The organism is Frigoribacterium salinisoli (assembly GCF_054781095.1).
The window spans coordinates 691100-708670 of record NZ_BAAGVB010000001.1 but is presented as its reverse complement, the minus strand read 5'-3'; the positions used below and the strand labels follow the sequence as shown (position 1 = coordinate 708670).

Genomic DNA, 17571 nt, shown 5'->3' with positions numbered 1-17571 from the left:
CGCACCACGACATCCTTTAAGTTCCGTCCAGAGAGGCGGGGAAGGAGGTCCGATTGAGCACCCGCACCGTGCTGAGTCAGGCTGACATCGCGCGTGCCCTCACGCGCATCGCCCACGAGGTCCTCGAGGCGAACAAGGGCCCCCAGGGCCTCGTCGTCCTCGGGATCCCCACCCGCGGGGTCGTCCTCGCCGGACGACTGGCCGCGACGCTCTCGTCGATCGCGGGCGTCGACGTCCCGACGGGCGCCCTCGACGTGACGATGTACCGCGACGACATCCGCCGGCACCCCACGCGCACGCCGCAGCCCACGACGCTGCCGTCGGGCGGCATCGACGGCGCGACGGTCGTCCTCGTCGACGACGTGCTCTACTCGGGCCGGACCATCCGCGCGGCGCTCGACGCCCTGGGCGACCACGGTCGCCCCCGCGCCGTACGGCTCGCCGTGCTCGTCGACCGGGGCCACCGCGAGCTGCCGATCCGGGCCGACTTCGTCGGGAAGAACCTGCCGACCTCCGCCACGGAGCGCATCTTCGTGCGCCTGCACGGGGTCGACGACGACGAGCTCGTCGCGATCGAGGGCGGAGCCGACTCGTGAGGCACCTGCTCAGCACCGCCGACCTCTCGCGGGCCGAGGCGATCCGCGTGCTCGACGTCGCGGAGGACATGGCCGACACGGCGACGCGGGAGGTCCGCAAGCTGCCCACCCTCCGCGGCCGCACCGTCGTCAACCTGTTCTACGAGGACAGCACCCGCACGCGCATCTCGTTCGAGGCGGCCGCGAAGCGGCTCAGCGCCGACGTCATCAACTTCGCCGCGAAGGGCTCCAGCGTCTCCAAGGGCGAGTCCCTCAAGGACACCGCGCAGACGCTCGAGGCGATGGGCGCCGACGGCATCGTGCTGCGGCACCCGGCCTCGGGCGCACCCCGCGTCCTCGCCGACAGCGGCTGGGTCGACGCGGGCGTCGTCAACGCCGGCGACGGCACGCACGAGCACCCGACCCAGGCCCTGCTCGACGCCTTCACGATGCGACGGCGGGTGCACGGCTCCGGCAGCCGCGGTCGCGACCTCGACGGGCTGCGGGTCCTCGTCGTCGGCGACGTGCTGCACAGCAGGGTCGCCCGGTCGAACGCGTGGCTGCTGCGCACGCTCGGCGCGAGCGTCACCGTGGTGGCCCCGCCGACCCTCCTGCCGGTCGACGTGTCCCGGCTCGGCGTCGCCGTGCGGTACGACCTCGACGAGGCGATCGCCGACGTCCGGCCCGACGTGGTCATGATGCTCCGCATCCAGCAGGAGCGGATGCACGAGGCGGCCTTCCCGAACCCGCGCGAGTACGCCCGGGTCTGGGGCCTCGGCGCCGAGCGCTTCCGCTCCCTGCCCGAGCGCACGCTCGTCATGCACCCCGGTCCCATGAACCGCGGACTCGAGATCGGCGACCTGGCGGCCGACTCCTCCCGCTCCACCGTGCGCGAGCAGGTCGCGAACGGCGTCAGCGTCCGCATGGCCGTGCTCTACCTCGTGCTCGCCGGCGACCGGGAGGACCGCTCATGACCCGCACCACCTACCTGATCCGCGGTGCCGAGACCGTCGACGGCACGCGCACCGACCTGGTGCTGCGCGACGGCCGGGTCGCCGAGGCGGGCACCGGCCTGAGCGCCGCGGGCGCGACGGTCGTCGACGCCGACGGCCTCGTCGTGCTGCCGGGCCTCGTGGACCTGCACACGCACCTCCGCGAGCCCGGGGGCGAGGGCAGCGAGACCGTCCTCACCGGCTCGCGCGCCGCCGCCGCCGGCGGCTTCACGGCCGTGCACGCCATGGCCAACTCGTCGCCCGTCGCCGACACGGCCGGCGTCGTCGAGCAGGTGCAGGCGCTGGGGGAGCGCGCGGGCTACGTCGAGGTGCGCCCGGTCGGCGCGGTGTCCCAGGGGCTCCAGGGCACGCACCTGTCCGAGATCGGCGCCATGGCCCGGTCCCGCGCCGCCGTGCGCGTCTTCTCGGACGACGGCTCGTGCGTCGCCGACCCCCTGCTCATGCGCCGCGCCCTCGAGTACGTCAAGGGCTTCGGCGGGGTCCTCGCCCAGCACGCCCAGGAGCCACGGCTCACCGTCGGCGCGCAGATGCACGAGGGCGCCCTGTCGACCGAGCTCGGCCTCGCGGGCTGGCCCGCCGTCGCCGAAGAGGCCATCATCGCCCGCGACGTCCTGCTGGCCGACCACGTCGGGGCGCGCCTGCACGTCTGCCACGTCTCGACCGCCGGCAGCGTCGAGGTGCTGCGCTGGGCCCGCTCGCGCGGGGTCGACGTGACGGCCGAGGTGACGCCCCACCACCTCCTGCTCACGGAGGACCTCGTGGCGTCGTACGACTCCCGGTACAAGGTCAACCCGCCGTTGCGGCGCCAGGAGGACGTCGACGCCCTCCGCGCCGCCCTCGCCGACGGCACGATCGACGTCGTCGCCACCGACCACGCCCCGCACACCAGCGAGGCGAAGTGCTGCGAGTGGGACGCCGCCGCGAACGGCATGGTCGGGCTGGAGTCGGCGCTGCCCGTGGTGCAGGCCACCATGGTCGACACCGGCCTGCTGGGCTGGGCCGACGTGGCCCGCGTCCTCTCGACGACGCCCGCCCGCATCGGCCGGGTCGCCGGCCAGGGGCAGCCGGTCGCCGAGGGCGGCCCCGCCGAGCTCACCCTCTACGATCGGACGGTGACCCGCACCTTCTCCACCGACGACCTCGCGGGTCGCAGCACGAACTCGCCCTACCTCGGCCGGGTCCTCCCCGGTCGGGTCGTGGCGACGTTCCACGCCGGCCACGCGACCGTGCTCGACGGCGCCGTCGTCGACGCCGACGAGGTCGCCGCCGCCGCGCGGAGGGCCTCGCAGTGACCCAGTGGCTCATCGCCGCCCTGGGAGCGGCGGGCGTCGCGGCCCTGCTCGCGCTCATGGTCCTCGCCTGGCGCGGCCGTGGGCGCCGCCAGGCCGACGTGCCGGCTCCCGAGCCTGCCCCGGCCGATCTGGGCCCCGCGCGCCTGGAGGTCGACGGCGCCTACGTCGCCACCACGCGCGGCGACGACCCGCTCGACCGCGTCGTCGTGCACGGCCTGGGCTTCCGCGGTCGCGCGGTCGTCTCCGTGCACGACGCCGGGGTGCGCCTCGAGATCGCGGGCGTCCCCGCGTTCGTCGTCCCCGCTCCCTGCCTGCGCGACGTCCGTCGTGCCACGTGGACCATCGACCGCGTCGTCGAGCGCGACGGGCTGGTCCTCCTCGCCTGGACGCTGGGCGGCACGCCGGTCGACACCTACCTGCGGCTGCCCGACGACCCGAGGCCGTTCCTCGAGGCCGTGCGCCCGCTCCTCCCCGAGGGTGGGCGACGACCCGGGCGGTCGACCGCCGCCGCCCCCACGACCCCCACCGACACCGACACCGCCGCACCAGGAGGCCACTCGTGACCCAGAAGGCCCTGCTCGTCCTCGAGGACGGGACCCGCTACGAAGGCCGCGCCTACGGCGCCGTCGGCCGCACGCTCGGCGAGGTCGTCTTCGCCACCGGCATGACCGGCTACCAGGAGACCCTCACCGACCCGTCCTACGCCGGGCAGATCGTCGTCATGACCGCCCCGCACATCGGCAACACGGGCGTGAACGACGACGACACCGAGAGCCGCCGCGTGTGGGTCGCCGGCTACGTCGTGCGCGACGCGAGCCGCGTCGTCTCGAACCACCGCGCCCAGGGCAGCCTCGACGACCAGCTGGTCGCCGACGGCGTCGTGGGCATCCAGGGGATCGACACGCGCGCCGTGACCCGTCGCCTGCGCGACGCGGGCACGATGCGCGGCGGCGTCTTCAGCGGTCAGGACGCGCTGCTCCCCGAGGACGAGCAGCTCGCGCTCGTGCGCGACGCGGCCGGCATGCGCGGCCAGAACCTCTCCTCGCAGGTCTCGACCCTGGAGCCCTACGTGCTCGAGGCGCAGGGGGAGCGGCTGGGCACCCTCGCGGTGCTCGACCTCGGCGTCAAGACGTCGACCCTGCGCTACCTCGCCCAGCGCGGCTTCGAGGTGCACGTGCTGCCCCAGTCGACGACGCCCGACGAGCTGCGTGCCCTCGCGCCCGACGCGCTCTTCTACTCGAACGGGCCGGGCGACCCCGCGGCGAGCGACCAGCAGGTCGAGCTGTTGCAGGAGGCCCTGCGCGACGGCACGCCGTTCTTCGGCATCTGCTTCGGCAACCAGCTGCTCGGTCGCGCCCTCGGGTTCGACACGTACAAGCTGCCGTTCGGGCACCGGGGCATCAACCAGCCCGTGCTCGACAAGACGACCGGCAAGGTCGAGATCACGAGCCAGAACCACGGCTTCGCGGTCGACGCGCCCATCGACGGCGTCCTCGAGTCGCCCGCGGGCTTCGGTCGCGTCGAGGTGAGCCACTACAGCCTCAACGACTCCGTCGTGGAGGGCCTCCGCGCGCTCGACGTGCCGGCCTTCTCGGTCCAGTACCACCCCGAGGCGGCCGCCGGCCCCCACGACAGCAACCATCTCTTCGACCGGTTCCGCGAGGCCGTCCTCGCCACGAAGCACGCCGCGACCGCGAGCACCACGGAGGACTCCGAGTAATGCCCAAGCGCCCCGACATCACCAGCGTCCTCGTCATCGGCTCCGGGCCGATCGTCATCGGCCAGGCGGCCGAGTTCGACTACTCCGGCACGCAGGCCTGCCGCGTGCTCCGCGAGGAGGGGGTCCGGGTGATCCTGGTCAACCCGAACCCGGCTACGATCATGACCGACCCCGACTTCGCCGACGCCACCTACGTCGAGCCCATCACGTCGGAGGTCCTCGAGGCGATCATCGTCAAGGAGCGCCCCGACGCGATCCTGCCGACCCTCGGTGGCCAGACCGCGCTCAACGCGGCCATCGCGCTCGACGAGGAGGGCATCCTCGCGAAGCACGGCGTCGAGCTCATCGGCGCCAAGGTCGAGGCGATCCAGAAGGGCGAGGACCGCCAGCTCTTCAAGGCCCTCGTCGTCGAGTCCGGCGCGGACGTGGCCAAGTCGTTCATCGCCACCACCGTCGACGAGGCGATCGGCTTCGCGGAGGAGCTCGGCTACCCGCTCGTCATCCGCCCGTCCTTCACGATGGGCGGCCTCGGCTCGGGCTTCGCCTACGACCGGGCCGAGCTGGTCCGCATGGTCACCGACGGCCTGCACCAGAGCCCGACCACCGAGGTGCTCCTCGAGGAGTCGATCCTCGGCTGGAAGGAGTACGAGCTCGAGATGATGCGCGACACGGCCGACAACACGGTCGTCGTCTGCTCGATCGAGAACGTCGACCCGGTGGGCGTGCACACGGGCGACTCCATCACGGTCGCGCCCGCCCTGACCCTGACGGACCGCGAGTACCAGAACCTCCGGGACATCTCGATCGACATCATCCGGCGCGTGGGCGTCGACACGGGCGGCTGCAACATCCAGTTCGCCGTCGATCCCGCCACGGGCCGCGTCATCGTGATCGAGATGAACCCCCGCGTGTCGCGGTCGAGCGCCCTCGCCTCCAAGGCGACGGGCTTCCCGATCGCCAAGATCGCCGCGAAGCTGGCCCTCGGCTACCGCCTCGACGAGATCCCCAACGACATCACGAAGGTGACGCCGGCCTCGTTCGAGCCGACGCTCGACTACGTCGTGGTCAAGGTGCCCCGCTTCGCGTTCGAGAAGTTCCCCATGGCCGACACGACCCTGACCACGACGATGAAGAGCGTGGGCGAGGCCATGGCCATCGGGCGCAACTACGCCCAGGCCCTGCAGAAGGCGTTGCGCTCCCTCGAGAAGCGCGGCTCGAGCTTCCACTGGGAGGGCGAGCCCGGCGACCAGGAGGCGCTGCTCGCGCTGGCCGCGACGCCGACCGACGGGCGCATCGTCACGGTGCAGCAGGCGCTGCGGGCGGGCGCGACGGCCGAGCAGGTCCACGAGGCCACCGGCATCGACCCCTGGTTCGTCGACCAGGTCGTGCTCGTCAACGAGGTGGCCGCCGAGGTGGCCGCCGCGCCCGAGCTCGACGCCGCGACGCTCCGTCACGCCAAGGACCACGGCTTCGGCGACGCCCAGATCGCGCAGCTGCGCGGACTGACCGAGGGCGAGGTGCGGGCCACGCGCCACGCGCTCGGCGTCCGCCCGGTCTTCAAGACGGTCGACACCTGCGCGGGCGAGTTCCCGGCCCTCACGCCGTACCACTACTCGAGCTACGACCTCGAGACCGAGGTGGCTCCCAGCGACCGGCGCAAGGTGATCATCCTCGGCTCCGGCCCCAACCGCATCGGGCAGGGCGTCGAGTTCGACTACTCGTGCGTGCACGCCAGCTTCGCGCTGAGCGACGCCGGCTACGAGACGATCATGGTGAACTGCAACCCCGAGACCGTGTCGACCGACTACGACACGAGCGACCGGCTCTACTTCGAGCCGCTCACCCTCGAGGACGTCCTCGAGGTCGTGCACGCCGAGTCCGCCTCCGGTGAGCTCGTCGGCGTCGTCGTGCAGCTCGGCGGCCAGACGGCGCTGGGTCTCGCGAAGGGCCTCGAGGCCGCGGGCGTGCCGATCCTCGGCACGAGCCCCGACGCCATCGACTCGGCCGAGGAGCGCGGGCTGTTCTCGGCGATCCTCGACGGGGCGGGCCTCCTGGCGCCCCGCAACGGCACGGCGACCGACCACGCGGGCGCGGTGGAGGTCGCGGAGGAGATCGGCTACCCCGTGCTCGTGCGCCCCTCGTACGTGCTCGGCGGTCGCGGCATGGAGATCGTCTACGACAGCCCGTCCCTGGCGGACTACTTCGTCCGCGTGCAGGACCAGGCCATCATCGGCCCGGACGCCCCCCTGCTCGTCGACCGGTTCCTCGACGACGCGGTGGAGATCGACGTCGACGCCCTCTACGACGGCACCGAGCTCTACGTCGGCGGCATCATGGAGCACATCGAGGAGGCCGGGATCCACTCCGGCGACTCGAGCTGCACCCTGCCTCCGGTGACGCTGGGCAAGGGCGAGATCGACCGCGTCCGCGAGGCCACGCTCGCCATCGCGCGCGGCGTCGGCGTGAAGGGCCTGCTGAACGTCCAGTTCGCCATCGCGGCGGGCGTGCTCTACGTCATCGAGGCGAACCCCCGTGCGAGCCGCACGGTGCCGTTCGTGTCGAAGGCGCTGGGGATCCCGCTCGCGAAGGCCGCCTCGCTCGTCATGGTCGGCAGCAGCGTCCGTGAGCTCGTCACGAGCGGGCTCCTGCCCGAGCAGGACGGCTCGGACGTGCCCCTCGACTCGCCGATCTCCGTCAAGGAGGCCGTGCTGCCGTTCAAGCGGTTCCGCACGAAGGACGGCCAGATCGTCGACAGCGTGCTCAGCCCCGAGATGCGCTCGACGGGCGAGGTCATGGGCATCGACCGCGACTTCCCCCGCGCGTTCGCCAAGAGCCAGACGGCGGCCTACGGCGGGCTGCCCACGTCGGGCACGGTCTTCGTGAGCGTGGCGGACCGCGACAAGCGCGCCATCGTGCTGCCGGTGCTCCGGCTCCAGCAGCTGGGGTTCCGTGTGCTCGCGACGGAGGGCACGGCGACCGTGCTGGTCCGCAACGGCATCGCGGCCGACCCGGTCGCGAAGTACAGCGCGGGCGGCGAGAGCGTCGTCGACCTGATCGCGCGCGACGAGGTCGACATCGTCATCAACACGCCGAGCGGCAGCACCGCCCGCGCCGACGGGTACGAGATCCGGGCCGCGACCGTGGCCGCCGACAAGGCGCTGTTCACGACCATCGCGCAGCTGGGTGCCGCGGTGGCGTCGATCGAGGCGGTCCACTCCGAGCTCGAGGTGACGAGCCTGCAGGACTACGCCGCGGCCCGGGCCGCGCGCCGGTGACGGCGGCGGCCACGGCGGTGCGACCGTTCGGCGAGCGGCTCGCCGAGGCGCTCGGCGCCTCCGGCCCGCTCTGCGTGGGCATCGACCCGCACCCGTTCCTGCTCGACGAGTGGGGCCTCGGTCACGACGCCGCAGGGCTGCGCGACTTCGGGCTCCGCGTCGTCGAGGCGGTCGCAGGAGGCGCGGCGGTCGTGAAGCCGCAGGTCGCGTTCTTCGAGCGGGCCGGCTCGGCGGGCCTCGCGGCGCTCGAGGACGTCCTCTCGGCGGCGCGCGCGGCGGGCCTCCTGACGGTCGGGGACGCCAAGCGCGGCGACATCGGCACGACGATGGACGGCTACGCCGAGGCGTGGCTGGCCCCGGGCTCTCCGCTCCGGGTCGACGCGCTCACGGTCTCGCCCTACCTCGGCTGGGGCTCGCTGGGCGCGACGGCTGCCCGTGCCCGCGAGGTCGGCGCGGGCCTGTTCGTGCTGGCCGCGACCTCGAACCCGGAGGCCCGTGCCCTCCAGACGGCCGTCCTCGCGGTCGGCCCCCGCGCGGGCCGGACCGTCGCGGGCGGTATCGTCGACGACGTGCTCGACGACAACGCGACGGCGGGGGAGACCCGACTCGGATCGATCGGCCTGGTGCTCGGCGCCACGGTCGATCTCGACGACGTGGGGATCGACGCCTCCCGTCTGACGGCGACCCCCGTGCTGGCCCCGGGCTTCGGGGCCCAGGGCGCGACCTTCGCGGACCTGCCCCGCCGCTTCGGCGCCGCCGCCGGCTCGGTCCTGGCCACCGTCTCGCGCTCGGTGCTGTCGGCGGGCCCGTCGGGTCTCGCCGCGGCCGTCCGGCGCGACGCGGAGGAGGTGCGCGCGTGCCTCGCATGACCCCGCCGCCGGTCGACCGCGTGGCCGCGGCTCGCGCGGCCGTCCTCGCCCGGCGCGCTCGCGCCGACGTCAAGCGGGCGGTGGCGGAACGTCGCCGGACCGCGCTCGACGTGGCCGAGACCGCCTGGGCTGGCGAGGCCACGGCTCCCGAGGCGACCCTGCGCGTGCGCGAGCTGCTCACGAGCATCCCCGGCATCGGCCCGACGCGCGTGGCCCGCATCATGGCCGAGCTCGGCATCGCGGAGTCGAAGCGCGTCGGCGGGCTCGGCGTGCGCCAGCGGCGCACCCTGGGCGACTGGCTCGCGGTCCGCGAGTCGCGCGGCCGCGGGCGCGCGAAGCTCGTCGTCCTGGCCGGTCCGACGGCCGTCGGCAAGGGCACGGTCTCGACGCACATCCGCGAGAACCACCCCGACGTCCTGCTCAGCGTCTCGGCCACGACCCGTCAGCCGCGGCCGGGGGAGGTCGACGGCGTGCACTACTACTTCGTCGACGACGACGAGTTCGACCGCATGGTCCGCGACCGCGAGATGCTCGAGTACGCGACCGTCCACAACTCGCACCGGTACGGCACGCCGCGGCCCCCGGTCGACGCCGCCCTCGACGAGGGCCGCAGCGTCCTGCTCGAGATCGACCTCCAGGGCGCGCGCCAGGTGCGCGCGGCCATGCCTGAGGCGGTCCTGGTGTTCCTGCTGCCGCCGACGTGGGACGAGCTCGTGCGCCGCCTCATCGGCCGGGGCACGGAGGAGGCCGCCGAGCAGCAGCGCCGGCTCGAGACCGCGAAGGTCGAGCTGGCCGCCCAGGACGAGTTCGACGTCAAGGTCGTCAACCGCGACGTCGCGGAGGCGGCCCAGGAGGTCGTAGACTTGCTCTCCGCGCCCGTCTCGGCGCGCCCGCGCGCCTGACGCGCCACCAGACCTCATCCTCCACACGCAAGGAGCAACCATGGCCGACAAGAACAAGGGCATCATCGATCCGCCCATCGACGAGCTGCTCTCGAAGGTCGAGTCCAAGTACGCGCTCGTCATCTTCGCCTCGAAGCGCGCCCGGCAGATCAACGACTACTACGCCGACCTGCACGAGGGCAGCCTGTTCGACAACGTCGGCCCCCTCGTCGACAGCACGATCGACGACAAGCCCCTCTCGGTCGCGATGCACGAGATCAACGAGGACAAGCTCTCCGTCACCCCGCTGGCGACGCCGGCGGAGTGACCGCCGGCACCGCCGACCGACGTCGGCGGTGCGTGGCATCATCGGTGAGGCCCCCGCGGAGCGATCCGCCGGGGCCTCATCGCGCTCCCGGCGGCCCCGCCGCCCGCACCACTCACGCAGAGGACCCCAGTGACCCCGACCGACGAGACCACCCGCACCCCCGCCGCCGCGAGCACGGGCCTCCGGCTCTTCACCTCCGAGAGCGTGACCGAGGGCCACCCCGACAAGATCTGCGACCAGATCTCGGACGCCATCCTCGACGCCCTGCTGGCGGTCGACCCCGAGAGCCGCGTCGCGGTCGAGACCATGGTGACGACGGGGCTGGTGCACGTGGCGGGCGAGGTGACGACCACGGGCTACGTCGACATCCCCACCATCGTGCGCGACCTCATCGTCGGCATCGGCTACACGTCGTCCGCCGTGAGCTTCGACGGTCGCACGTGCGGCGTCGAGGTCTCGATCGGTTCGCAGTCGCCCGACATCGCCCAGGGCGTCGACACGGCCCTGGAGGCGCGCAGCGGAGCGAGCGACGACGAGCTCGACCGCCTCGGGGCCGGCGACCAGGGCCTCATGTTCGGCTACGCGACGAACGAGACGCCGCAGTACATGCCGATGCCCGTGTGGCTCGCCCACCGCCTCGCCGAGCGCCTCGCCGCCGTGCGGCACGAGGGAGTCCTGCCCTACCTGCGGCCTGACGGCAAGACCCAGGTCACGATCGGTTACGACGGCGTCGTCCCGCGTTCGGTCGACACGGTCGTCCTGTCCACCCAGCACGGCCCCGACGTCACGAGCGAGCAGCTCGAGGCCGACGTCGTCGAGCACGTCGTGCGCCCGGTCCTCGACGAGGCGGGCCTCGACGCCAGCGCGACCCGGTTCATCATCAACCCCTCGGGCCGCTTCGAGATCGGCGGCCCCCAGGGCGACGCAGGGCTGACCGGCCGCAAGATCATCGTCGACACGTACGGCGGCGCCAGCCGCCACGGCGGCGGGGCCTTCTCGGGCAAGGACCCGTCGAAGGTCGACCGCTCGGCGGCCTACGCCATGCGCTGGGTCGCGAAGAACGCCGTCGCCGCGGGCCTCGCCGACCGGCTCGAGCTGCAGGTCGCCTACGCGATCGGGCGCGCGGCTCCCGTGGGCCTCTACGTCGAGACCTTCGGCACCGGCCACGTCTCCGACGACGTGCTCATCGGGGCGATCCGGGAGGTCTTCGACCTGCGGCCGGCCGCCATCATCCGTGACCTCGACCTCAAGCGCCCGATCTACGCGGCCACCTCGACGTACGGCCACTTCGGCCGGGAGCTCCCGGACTTCACCTGGGAGGCCCTCGACCGCGTCGACGCGCTGCGGGCCGCCGCCGGGCTCTGACCAGCGTGGTGTCCGGTCGGTCCCCGGCAGCCGTCGCACGGGTGCTCGTCGACTCGCCGCTGCCCCAGCTCGACCGGTTGTTCGACTACGCGGTCCCGGCGGCCCTCGTCGACGAGGTCGTGCCGGGGGTCCGCGTGTCGGTGCCCCTGCGATCGGCGGGGCGCATCGCCGACGCGTGGGTGGTCGAGGTCGTCGCCGAGTCCGAGCACGGCGGTGAGCTGAGCGAGCTCGAGGCGCTCGTCTCTCCCGTCCCCGTCCTGGCCCCCGAGGTCTGGCGGCTCGCGCGAGCGGTGGCCGACCGGGCCGGGGGCTCCGCCAGCGACGTGCTGCGCCTCGCCGTGCCGCCGCGCCAGGTGCGCGTGGAGAAGGCGTGGCTGGCCGCGCGAGAGGCGGCGTCGTCGTCCGGTGACGGCGGCGCCGCTGCCGCCGAGCCCCAGGACCGCCTCTCGCCGGTCGAGGCGCTGCCCGTCCAGCACTACCGCTCGACCGACCTGCCGGGCCTCGTGCGCGGGCGGGGCCGCGCGGCCGTCGAGGCCGTCCCCCTGCTCGTCCCGACGGAGGGCGGCGACTGGATCGCGGCCTGGGCGGCGACGGCCGTCGAGCTCGCCACGGTCGCGCTGGCCGACGGCGACGACGCGATCCTCGCCGTGCCCGACCACCGCGACCTCGAGCACGTGCTCACGGCGCTGGCCGAGGTGCTGCCGCCCGAGCGGATCGTGCGGCTCGACTCCGGCCAGTCGAACCCCGACCGCTACCGGGCCCTGCTGCGGGCACGCTCCGACGACGCGGTCGTCGTCGTGGGGAACCGCTCGGTGCTGCTCGCGCCGTCGTCGCGCACCGGCCTCGTCGTCGTCGTCGACGACGGCGACGAGTCCTTCGCCGAGCCGCTGGCCCCCTACGTCCACGCCCGCGACACGGCGCTCCTGCGCTCGACCCAGCAGTCCGCGGCCCTGGTGTTCCTCTCGCACGCCCGCAGCACCGACGTCCAGCGGCTCGTCGAGATCGGCTTCCTCGCGGACGTCCGGCCCGACCCCAGGTACCAGCCGCACGTCGTGCCGACCGCGCAGCAGGCCGCCCAGGACGGCTTCGCGGCCCAGGCGCGCATCCCCTCGACCGCCTGGCAGGAGGCACGGGCGGCGCTCGAGCACGGTCCCGTCCTCGTGCAGGTCGCGCGCCCCGGCCACGCCCCGCGGCTGGGGTGCGCCGACTGCGGCGACATCGCCCGCTGCCCGGTCTGCGGCGGCCCGCTGCACCAGCGCTCGGCCGGCGCCGTGCCTGCCTGCGCCTGGTGCGGCGCCCTCGCCGTCGGCTGGACCTGCCCCACCTGCGAGGGCACGCGCCTGCGCTCCGTGGGGAGCGGTGCGACCCGGACCGCCGACGAGCTCGGGCGGGCGTTCCCGGGCGTGAAGGTCGTCGTCTCGGACGGCTCCCGGCGCCTCACCCGGGTCGACGACGAGCCCGCGGTGATCGTGGCGGTGCGCGGTGCCGAACCGGTCGCCCCCGGCGGCTACCGGGCCGTGCTCCTGCTCGACGGCGAGCGCATGCTGGCGCGCGAGAGCCTTCGCGTCGCCGAGGACTGCGTGCGCGGTTGGGCCAACGCCGCGGCGCTGGCGGCGCGCCGGGCGCCGGTCGTCCTCGTGGGCGTGGGCGGGGCTCCTGCCGCCGCGCTGGCGACCTGGCAGCTGCCGCGCTTCGCCTCGGGCGAGCTCGCCGACAGGCGGGACCTGCGCTTCCCGCCGGCCGTGCGCGTGGCGACCGTCACGGGCACGACCGGGGGCGTCGCGCGGGCCCTCGAGGCCCTGCCCGACGACGTCCGCCGCGAGACGCTCGGCCCGGTCGAGGTGCCGGGCGGGGACCGGGCCGTCGTGCGCTTCGACTACGCCCGGGGCGCCGAGGTGGCGCAGGCCCTCCGCGCGGAGGTCGTGCGGGCCGCCGTCGACCGGCGCAAGGCGCTCGGTCAGGGCCGTGGGCGCGCCCTCCCTACACTCAGAGTGCGGTTCGACGACGTCGAGCCCTTCGCCGACTGATCCCGAAAGGCCCCGCTCGTGCGCCTCGTCCTCGCCGGCAGCCCGGCCGCCGCCGTGCCCACCCTCACCGCCCTGGCCGCCCGGCCCGAGCACGAGATCGTCGCCGTCCTCACCCGGGACGACACCCCCCAGGGTCGCCGGCGCGTGCTGACCCCCACGCCCGTCGCGGTCGAGGCGGAGCGGCTCGGCCTGCCCGTCGTCAAGGCGCGACGCCTCGACGCCGAGGTGACGGAGCGCCTCCTGGCCCTGGAGCCCGACCTGGGCGTGGTCGTGGCCTACGGCGCGCTCCTGCGCGAGCCCCTGCTCAGCGGGCCCCGGCTCGGCTGGGTCAACCTGCACTTCTCGGTGCTGCCGCGCTGGCGCGGCGCGGCTCCCGTGCAGCGCGCGCTGGTGGCGGGCGACGCGGTCACCGGGGCCACGGTGTTCCAGCTGGTGCCCGAGCTCGACGCGGGGGCCGTGCTGGGCGTCCTCGAGCACCCGCTCACGGGGACCGAGACGGCGGGGGAGCTCCTCGACGCCCTGGCGCTCCGCGGTGCCGACCTCGTGGCCGACGTCGTGGGCGGCCTCGCCGACGGCACGGCCCGGGCGCGCGAGCAGGAGGGCGAGGTCACGACCGCCCCCAAGCTCACGCTCGACGACGGCCGCCTCGACCTCGCGGCGCCGGCCCGCACGGTGCTCGACCGCTGGCGGGGCGTGACGCCCGAGCCGGGCGCGCACGTCCAGCACCGGGGCGACCGCCTCAAGGTCCTCGAGCTGCGTGCCACGACCGGCGACGTCCCCCCGGCCGGAGCCGGTGAGCTGCACCTCGACGCCCGCCGCGTGCTCGTCGGCACGGGCACCGACCCCCTCGAGCTCGTGCGCGTCCAGCCGGCCGGCAAGAAGCCGATGGCGGCGGCCGACTGGTGGCGGGGCCTGTCCGGGCACGACGACAGGAGGCTCGCATGAGCCGCGTGCAGCCGGCCCGGTCCGTGGCGTTCGACGTCGTGCGGGCCGTGGAGCACGACGACGCCTACGCGAACCTCCTCCTGCCGCAACGGATCCTGCGTGCCGGCCTCGACGCGAAGGACGCCGCCCTCGCCACCGAGCTGACGTACGGCACCCTGCGGATGCGCGGCTACTACGACCGCGTGCTCGCCCTCGCCGCCCGGCGGCCGGTGACCGCGATCGATCCCGAGCTGCTCGACGTGCTCCGCCTCGGTGCGCACCAGCTGCTGTCGACCCGCGTGGCGGCCCACGCGGCCGTCGACGAGACGGTGTCGCTGGCCCGGGAGGTCTCGGGCCGGGCCGGCACGGGCTTCGTCAACGGCGTCCTGCGGACGATCTCGCGCTCGACGCCCGAGACCTGGCGCGAGCGCGTGCTCGAGGGCGCCACCAGCGACGACGACCGCATCGCCGCCGAGTGGTCGCACCCCACCTGGGTCGTGCGGGCCCTCCGCCGGTCGCTCGCGGCCGAGGGACGGGCCGACGAGCTGGTCGACCTCCTCGCCGCCGACAACGTCGCTCCCCGCGTGGGGCTCGTGGCCCTGCCCGGGCTCTCCACGCCCGACGAGCTCGAGGGCGAGCCCGGCCGGGTCTCCCCGCTGGCGGTCACGAGCGCGGGCGGCGACCCGTCCCGCGGCGAGGCGGTCCGTTCCGGTCGTGCGCGCGTGCAGGACGAGGGCTCGCAGCTGGCGGCGCTCGCGCTCAGCCGCTTCCGTCCCGCGGTGCCGGGGGAGCGGTGGCTCGACCTCTGCGCCGGACCGGGCGGCAAGGCCGCGCTCCTCGCCGCCGAGGCCGCGGTCGCGGGGGCGTCCCTCGTCGCCAACGAGGTCGTGCCGGCGCGGGTCGGGCTCGTCCGACAGGCGTTGGCCACCGTGCCCGGCGACGTCGAGGTGCGCCAGGGCGACGGGCGCCTCGTCGGCACCGAGGAGCCCGGCCGGTACGACCGCGTGCTGCTCGACGCCCCGTGCACCGGTCTCGGAGCCCTCCGACGACGCCCGGAGGCCCGCTGGCGCAAGCAGCCCGGCGACGTGGGGGAGCTCAGCGCGCTCCAGGGCGAGCTGCTCGACTCGGCCGTCGCGGCCCTGGCTCCCGGTGGCGTGCTCGCCTACGTGACCTGCTCGCCCCACCTCGCCGAGACCCGCGCGGTCGTCGAGGCGGGCCTGCGGCGGCACGAGGGCGTCGTCGACCTCGCCGACGCCGCGCGGACGGTCGGCGACGCCGCCCGCCCCGGGGTCGACCTCGACCTCGCGTCGGGACCGTACGCCCAGCTGTGGCCGCACCGCCACGGCACGGACGCCATGTTCGTGGCGCTGCTCGTCAAGCGCGGCGGGGCCGGCGGCACGGGCACCGGAGCGGCCTCGTGACGAGGCCGCTCCGCGGCCTCCCTGCCCGGCCCCGGTAAGCTCTCGGCGTGTCCGTGCGCATCAGCCCCAGCATCCTGTCCGCCGATTTCGCGAACCTCGAGCGCGACCTGGCGCGCATCGCCGACGCCGACCTCGTCCACGTCGACGTCATGGACGGGCACTTCGTGCCCAACCTCACCCTCGGCCTCCCCGTCGTCCAGCGGCTCCAGGAGGTCAGCCCGGTGCCGCTCGACGTGCACCTCATGATCGAGGACGCCGACCGCTGGGCACCGCGGTACGCCGAGACCGGTGCCTCGTCGGTGACCTTCTCGCTCGAGGCCGCCGCCGACCCGGTGGCCACCGCGCGGGCGATCCGCAGCGCCGGCGCACGCGCCTCCGTCGCCGTGAAGCCCGGCACCGACGTCGAACCCCTCCTCCGCACCCTCGACGAGTTCGACATGATCCTCGTCATGACCGTCGAGCCGGGCTTCGGCGGGCAGTCCTTCCGGCCCGAGACGATGCCCAAGCTGCGCCGTGCACGCGAGGCGGTCGACGCCTCCGGCCTCGACGTGTGGCTCGAGGTCGACGGCGGCATCACGGTCGACACGATCGGCACGGCCGTCTCGGCCGGGGCCGACACGATCGTCGCCGGCTCGGCCGTCTACGGTGGCGAGCCCGCGGAACGCATCGCGGCGCTGCGTGCCGCCGCGGCCCGGTAACCTGGGCGACGTGAAATCGTTCGACGAGCTCTTCACCGAGCTGACCGAGAAGGCCCGCACCCGACCCGAGGGGTCGGGCACCGTCGCCGAGCTCGACGCCGGGGTCCACCAGATCGGCAAGAAGATCGTCGAGGAGGCGGCCGAGGTCTGGATGGCCGCCGAGTACGAGGGCGACGTCGCCACGGCAGAAGAGATCAGCCAGCTGCTCTACCACCTGCAGGTGCTCATGGTGGCCAAGGGGCTCACGCCCGCCGACGTCTACCGACATCTCTGAGTCCGTCCCCGAACCCCTCACCACCCCCCGCGCCGCTCTCGGGCGGCGCCGACCGGACGGAACGCACCATGCTCCGCGTAGCAGTACCCAACAAGGGCTCCCTCAGCGAGACCGCCTCCGAGATGCTGGCCGAGGCCGGCTACGTGGGGCGACGTGACACCAAGACCCTGCACGTGCTCGACGAGCGCAACGGCGTCGAGTTCTTCTACCTCCGGCCACGCGACATCGCGACCTACGTCGGCTCGGGCGCCCTCGACGTCGGCATCACCGGCCGCGACCTGCTGCTCGACAGCCTGTCGCCCGCCCACGAGCTGGCGCCGCTCGACTTCGGCCGGTCGACGTTCCGCTTCGCGGGGCCGCGGGGCGCCTTCCACGACCTCGCCGACCTGCAGGGCAAGCGGGTGGCCACGAGCTACCCGGGTCTCGTGGGCGCGTTCCTCGACCGCGAGGGCGTCTCGGCCGAGCTCGTCCGCCTCGACGGCGCGGTGGAGAGCGCCGTCCAGCTCGGCGTCGCGGACGGCATCGCCGACGTCGTCGAGACCGGGGGCACGCTGCGCGCGGCCGGCCTCGAGATCTTCGGCCCGGTCATCCTCGAGTCGACGGCCGTGCTCGTCACGGCCGACGACGAGACGCCCGGGCTGTCGGTGCTGCACCGCCGCCTGCAGGGCGTGCTCGTGGCCCGGCAGTTCGTGCTCATGGACTACGACGTGCCCGTGGCCAAGCTCGAGGCGGCGACGGCCATCGCGCGCGGCATGGAGTCGCCGACCGTCTCGCCGCTGCACGACCCCGAGTGGGCCGCCGTGCGCGTCATGGTGCCCCGCCGCGACACCAACCAGGTCATGGACGCCCTCTACGACCTCGGCGCGCGGGCGATCCTCGTCAGCCCCATCCACGCCGCGAGGCTCTGAG

16 protein-coding genes are annotated in these 17571 nt (G+C 74.4%); all 16 read left to right on the top strand.

From position 1 onward, the window contains the following. Positions 1–53 precede the first annotated feature (53 nt). The 16 genes from pyrR (at position 54) to hisG (ending at position 17570) form a co-directional block, all read left to right on the top strand. Entirely contained in the window at positions 54–596 is a 543-nt protein-coding gene (pyrR, locus tag ACYVHQ_RS03360; RefSeq protein ID WP_460510716.1) for a bifunctional pyr operon transcriptional regulator/uracil phosphoribosyltransferase PyrR, read from the top strand. Further along, a complete protein-coding gene (locus ACYVHQ_RS03355) occupies positions 593–1549 on the top strand; it encodes an aspartate carbamoyltransferase catalytic subunit (RefSeq protein WP_460510715.1) in 957 nt (318 codons plus the stop codon). The genes pyrR and ACYVHQ_RS03355 overlap by 4 nt, the downstream gene beginning before the upstream one ends. Further along, positions 1546–2880 (top strand): dihydroorotase, encoded by a 1335-nt coding sequence (locus tag ACYVHQ_RS03350; protein ID WP_460510714.1) that lies wholly within the window; start codon positions 1546–1548, stop codon positions 2878–2880. The genes ACYVHQ_RS03355 and ACYVHQ_RS03350 overlap by 4 nt, the downstream gene beginning before the upstream one ends. Beyond that, positions 2877–3443, top strand: coding sequence for a PH-like domain-containing protein (locus ACYVHQ_RS03345; RefSeq protein WP_460510713.1), 567 nt, complete (start codon positions 2877–2879; stop codon positions 3441–3443). Before ACYVHQ_RS03350 ends, ACYVHQ_RS03345 begins: the two co-directional genes overlap by 4 nt. Beyond that, positions 3440–4600, top strand: coding sequence for a glutamine-hydrolyzing carbamoyl-phosphate synthase small subunit (gene carA / locus ACYVHQ_RS03340; RefSeq protein ID WP_460510712.1), 1161 nt, complete (start codon positions 3440–3442; stop codon positions 4598–4600). The genes ACYVHQ_RS03345 and carA overlap by 4 nt, the downstream gene beginning before the upstream one ends. Further along, the gene (carB, locus tag ACYVHQ_RS03335) at positions 4600–7875 is read left to right on the top strand and encodes a carbamoyl-phosphate synthase large subunit (protein ID WP_460510711.1); all 3276 of its coding nucleotides are present in this window, start codon (positions 4600–4602) and stop codon (positions 7873–7875) included. The genes carA and carB overlap by 1 nt, the downstream gene beginning before the upstream one ends. Positions 7876–7892: 17 nt before the next feature. Further along, complete coding sequence (gene pyrF, locus ACYVHQ_RS03330) at positions 7893–8744, top strand: orotidine-5'-phosphate decarboxylase (RefSeq protein WP_460510710.1); 852 nt, start codon at positions 7893–7895, stop codon at positions 8742–8744. Beyond that, the gene (gene gmk / locus ACYVHQ_RS03325) at positions 8741–9646 is read left to right on the top strand and encodes a guanylate kinase (protein ID WP_460511228.1); all 906 of its coding nucleotides are present in this window, start codon (positions 8741–8743) and stop codon (positions 9644–9646) included. Before pyrF ends, gmk begins: the two co-directional genes overlap by 4 nt. Before the next feature lie 40 nt (positions 9647–9686). After that, positions 9687–9953, top strand: a complete 267-nt coding sequence (gene rpoZ, locus ACYVHQ_RS03320; RefSeq protein ID WP_460510709.1) for a DNA-directed RNA polymerase subunit omega — start codon at positions 9687–9689, stop codon at positions 9951–9953. A 129-nt stretch (positions 9954–10082) separates the two neighbouring features. Beyond that, positions 10083–11318, top strand: a complete 1236-nt coding sequence (gene metK, locus ACYVHQ_RS03315; protein WP_460510708.1) for a methionine adenosyltransferase — start codon at positions 10083–10085, stop codon at positions 11316–11318. 41 nt (positions 11319–11359) lie between these two features. After that, positions 11360–13345, top strand: coding sequence for a primosomal protein N' family DNA-binding protein (locus tag ACYVHQ_RS03310; protein WP_460510707.1), 1986 nt, complete (start codon positions 11360–11362; stop codon positions 13343–13345). An 18-nt stretch (positions 13346–13363) separates the two neighbouring features. Continuing rightward, entirely contained in the window at positions 13364–14290 is a 927-nt protein-coding gene (gene fmt / locus ACYVHQ_RS03305) for a methionyl-tRNA formyltransferase (protein ID WP_460510706.1), read from the top strand. Continuing rightward, positions 14287–15690, top strand: coding sequence for an RsmB/NOP family class I SAM-dependent RNA methyltransferase (locus ACYVHQ_RS03300; protein ID WP_460510705.1), 1404 nt, complete (start codon positions 14287–14289; stop codon positions 15688–15690). The genes fmt and ACYVHQ_RS03300 overlap by 4 nt, the downstream gene beginning before the upstream one ends. A 47-nt stretch (positions 15691–15737) precedes the next feature. After that, positions 15738–16388 (top strand): ribulose-phosphate 3-epimerase, encoded by a 651-nt coding sequence (rpe, locus tag ACYVHQ_RS03295; RefSeq protein ID WP_460510704.1) that lies wholly within the window; start codon positions 15738–15740, stop codon positions 16386–16388. A 10-nt stretch (positions 16389–16398) separates the two neighbouring features. Next, the gene (locus tag ACYVHQ_RS03290) at positions 16399–16662 is read left to right on the top strand and encodes a phosphoribosyl-ATP diphosphatase (RefSeq protein ID WP_460510703.1); all 264 of its coding nucleotides are present in this window, start codon (positions 16399–16401) and stop codon (positions 16660–16662) included. 68 nt (positions 16663–16730) lie between these two features. Beyond that, a complete protein-coding gene (gene hisG, locus ACYVHQ_RS03285; protein ID WP_460510702.1) occupies positions 16731–17570 on the top strand; it encodes an ATP phosphoribosyltransferase in 840 nt (279 codons plus the stop codon). The last annotated feature ends 1 nt before the right edge of the window (position 17571 follow it).